The sequence below is a fragment of the Rhizobacter sp. P2_H2 genome, assembly GCF_056403375.1.
In genome coordinates this window covers 1-3,788 of sequence record NZ_JBFUFP010000518.1, presented here as the reverse complement: position 1 = coordinate 3,788, position 3,788 = coordinate 1, and the positions used below count along the sequence as shown (strand labels likewise).

General features: G+C 69.4%; 1 protein-coding gene and 1 pseudogene. Both read left to right on the top strand.

Translation table 11 applies throughout. The features are described 5' to 3' along the window. Positions 1-3,483: pseudogene (locus AC1D15_RS21545) on the top strand (hypothetical protein); the annotation flags it as partial. After that, a partial coding sequence (locus AC1D15_RS21540) for a class I SAM-dependent methyltransferase (protein ID WP_477827573.1) occupies positions 3,480-3,788 on the top strand: 309 nt, incomplete at its 3' end. The pseudogene AC1D15_RS21545 and the gene AC1D15_RS21540, both read left to right, overlap by 4 nt.

Here is a 3,788-nt window from a genome sequence, read left to right as displayed (position 1 = left end):
CAGCTGGAGCTGTACCGCAACAAGGTCGAGCTGGAGATCGAGGCGCACGAGCAGATCGCGCGCTCGACCGAGGAGGCCGTGGCGCGCGGCGACCTCGATCCGAAGCAGGCGGCGCTGGACAAGGCGCGCAACGAGGCCACGTTGCGCAACCTGCGCGAGCGGCTGGTGGAAGTCGGCACGGTCGATCCGGGCAAGCTGCCGAAGCCGCAGTACCTCGAGCAGCCGGCGCGCCTGTTCTCCAAGGAGGCGTCGACCGAGTCGGGCACGCTCTGGGAAGCGTCGGTGGCGAAGAAAGTTCTGGGCGACKAACCCGAGAGCACGGGGCGCCCGCCTCGGCCGGGCGAGGTCGAGGAGCCCCATCCCACGGTGCCGGACACTGCGCCGGAGGGATCGGACGGCAAGAGCATGTTCGATCGCACGCAGCAGCAGGCCGACGAGGCATCGGGTCGGCTCGACCGTGGCAACACCTTCAACAACGAGCAGGAGGTGCGCCATCCGCACAACGAGGTCTACGTCGACATCGGCGAGAACGGCAAGCGGGTGCGCGTCGACTCGTATGTGCCGGGCGAGGAAATCATCTCGCGCAAGTACACCCAGCTGTCCGAGCTGAGCGAGGAACATGCGATCGGCTACATCAACGAGCTGATCGAGAAGTACCCGCGCGGCGCGGTGATCTCCGACGTGCCGTCGACCCGCGCGAGCGGCCTGGCCGGCAAGACACTCGACGGCGAGTACGTGCTGCAGGTGCCGGAGCAGCTGCGGCCGATCCCGCGCGAGGTGCTGGAGAACGCGCGCAAGGCCGGCGTCACGATCCGCGACCCCGAAGGCCGCGTCTACACCGTGGAGCATCCGGAAGGCACCGGGCGCCCGGGCAAGCGGGCATCGGTGGCGGACCAGGAGATGCATGCGGCGGACATGCAGGTCGCATTGCTGCGTCACGTGCCCGAGTCGATGCGCGCGGCACTGGGCGACACCGTGATCGAAGTGGTGCCCGAGCATTGGTACAACAGGGAATACGAGAGCCGGCGCTCGGGCGCGGTCACGCTGGTGAAGGACGGGCGCCCCTACGTCGTGATCCGCGAAGGCACGCCGATTTCGCGCCTGGCCGACGAAGGCCCGCACATCATGCAGGCGCACGACGAGGCCACGCGCCAACGGGTGGCCCTGCACGATGAAGCCAACATGAGGCGCTGGAACTCGCTCAGCGTCAAGGAACAGACCGAGCTCTACCGCAACAAGCTCGAACTGGAGATCCTGGGGCACGAGCACATCGCCCGCTCGTTGCGGGCGGAAACGGCGCGCAGCGTGGCCGGTGAACAGGCGCTCGACTTCGAATTTGGTCGCAACCAGCAGACCCTGAAGAACCTGCGCGAGCGCCTGGCGGAACTCGACACGATCACCTCAGCCGGCGCGGCCAAGACGCGCGAGCAGAAAGCCATCCTGAAGGAGCGCCTCGAACAGCCGGCGCGGCTGTTCTCCAAGGAGGTCTCGCCGCTGATGGAGACGCAGACGGCCCAGCGGTCCGTCGTCTTCGAGCCCTTCTCCGGCCCGTCGCTGGCGAGCGCGCGCGAGCTGCAGCAGCGCAACCCCGGCGCGGATGTCGTCACGTCCGAGGCCCGGCGTCCGCCGGGACAGGCCGACATCGAGCAGTTCCAGGCGGGTGGCGGCCGCTTCATCGGCGAGCGCTTCGGCCAGTCGCTGCCCGACAACTCGGTGGACGAGATGCACGTGCGCTTCCCGCTTCCGCACAGCAAGGGCAGTGAATTCGCGATCAGCCGCAACATGCTCGAACCGGGCAGGAGCATGATCGATCTCGCCCTGGAGATGCAGGCGAACGTCGAGAGCATCACCAACCTCGCGCCCCATGCGCTGCGCAAGCTCAAGCCGGGTGCCACGATGGAAGTGGTGTTCCACGAACGCGAGATCAGCGCCGAACTGGCCAGGCTGATCCATCCCGACCCGGACAGCCCGCTCGGCAGGAGCGGTTTCCGGTTCGAACGGGTCGGGCCCGAACAGCGCGTGCCGCGCAGCGAGGTGGCGCCCCATTCCGGCCACGGACTCCTCGAGATGGGCGTGGACCTGACCGAGGTCAGCGTGATGAAGCTGCGCAAGGTGCCCAAGGAGGCGCCACCGGTCGAGCCGCCACCGGCTGCACCGCCGCCCTCCTCGGCGCCCCCCGGGCCGCCTGACACGCCGCCCACCCGCTCGGCACCGAGCGAGCAGGAACGCGCCGAAGGCCGCGCCAAGCGCAGCGAACGCAAGCAGAAGGAACGCCAGGAACACCAGGCGCGCGCCGAAGCGCGCCAGCAGAAGCTCGAGCAGGAGGCCGCACAGCGCCAGGCGATGCAGGACCGGGTGGCTGCCGCCGCCACCGAGACGGCCGCACGCCGCGACGCCGTCGCGCAGGGCCGCGTCAGCCCCGAGGCCGACCTGCAGCAGCGCGTCGCGGAGGTGGCGAAGAGACTGGACATCCCGGTCGCCGACCTGGCCGAGGCGATCCGCCATTTCACCGACGACCTGGGCGGCAGCGGCCGGACCCTCGATGCCCAGGAGCTGATCGACAGCCTGCGCAACCGCACGCGCGAAGGCCAGCCGCCGCGTTACGGCGAACTGGAGACCTGGGTGGCGCAGAGCGTGCTCGAGCAGAACGCGTTGGCCATCAAGATGATGCGCGAACACATCGCGGAGGTTCGTCCGCATGCGGTGCTCGGCGTCAAGCGCGGCGGCGCGCTCCTGGCCGAGATGCTGGCGCAGGGCGTGGCCGACTTCCCCGAGTCCGTGCACGTGCCAAAGTCCGACAACGGCGAGCGCATCCGCAACCTGCGCGGCGAGATCATGAAGCGCATCGCGGCCGGCCAGACCGACTTCGCCATCGTCGACTTCTACATGGGTGGCGTGTTCGCCGGCGAGCTGCTGAAGATGATCCGCCCCATCGTCGAAACGCAGCCGGGCGTGCGCTTCGAGGTCATGTGGATGCGCGAGACGCACGGCTTCGACCGCCTGACCGTGCGGCCCGAGCCGGGCAAGCGGCTGAAGCCGTCGCTGGGGGAGCTCGAGCGCGGCGTGGCCACCGGAAGCGGCATGAGGCTGCAGACGCAGGAGAGCAAGATCCTCGTCAAGCGGGCAGACGGCTCCGTCATCGAGGTGCCGGCGCCGAAGATCAAGTTCCTGCTGCCGGAGGGGCCCGGCGTCGTGGTGCCTGCGCCGCACGGCACCGATGCCGCCCTCGCACAGCGGCAGCGGCTGCGGGTGACCGAATATCCCGTGCAGGTGGCCCTGGGCGACGACATGGACACCGTGGTGGACGGCAAGGCGACGCATCCGATCACCCTCTACGATCGCGAGGGCAGGACCGTGCGGCAGATCCCCGTCGGCACCATCGATCCCGCCACCGGACAGCCCCTGCGCACGACCAAGGAGATCCTGATGAAACTGATCGAAGATCCGGACTTCGACGGCAAGGGCAGCGAGGACAAGCGATGACGAACGCGACGACAGGCCCCGAAGCGGCACAGCGCAGGCCGCGCGTGCTCGACCCCGGTTGCAGCTACGGCGACCTGCTGCGCCGCCTCGCGCCCCAGGGCTGGCAGGTGGCAACCGAGGCGAAGGCGCCGCTCGTGCCGGGCGAGCCGGAACATGCCTCGCTGGTGCGCGGCGGCGAGCAACTCGTCTACACCTTCAACCCGGTGTGCCGTCTGCGCGTGCTGGAAGCGTCCGCGGGATTGGACGCGGACAGTCTCTCGCAGCTGCCGATCGCCGGGGCCGAATCGGTCGGCGCCTGGCTGGAC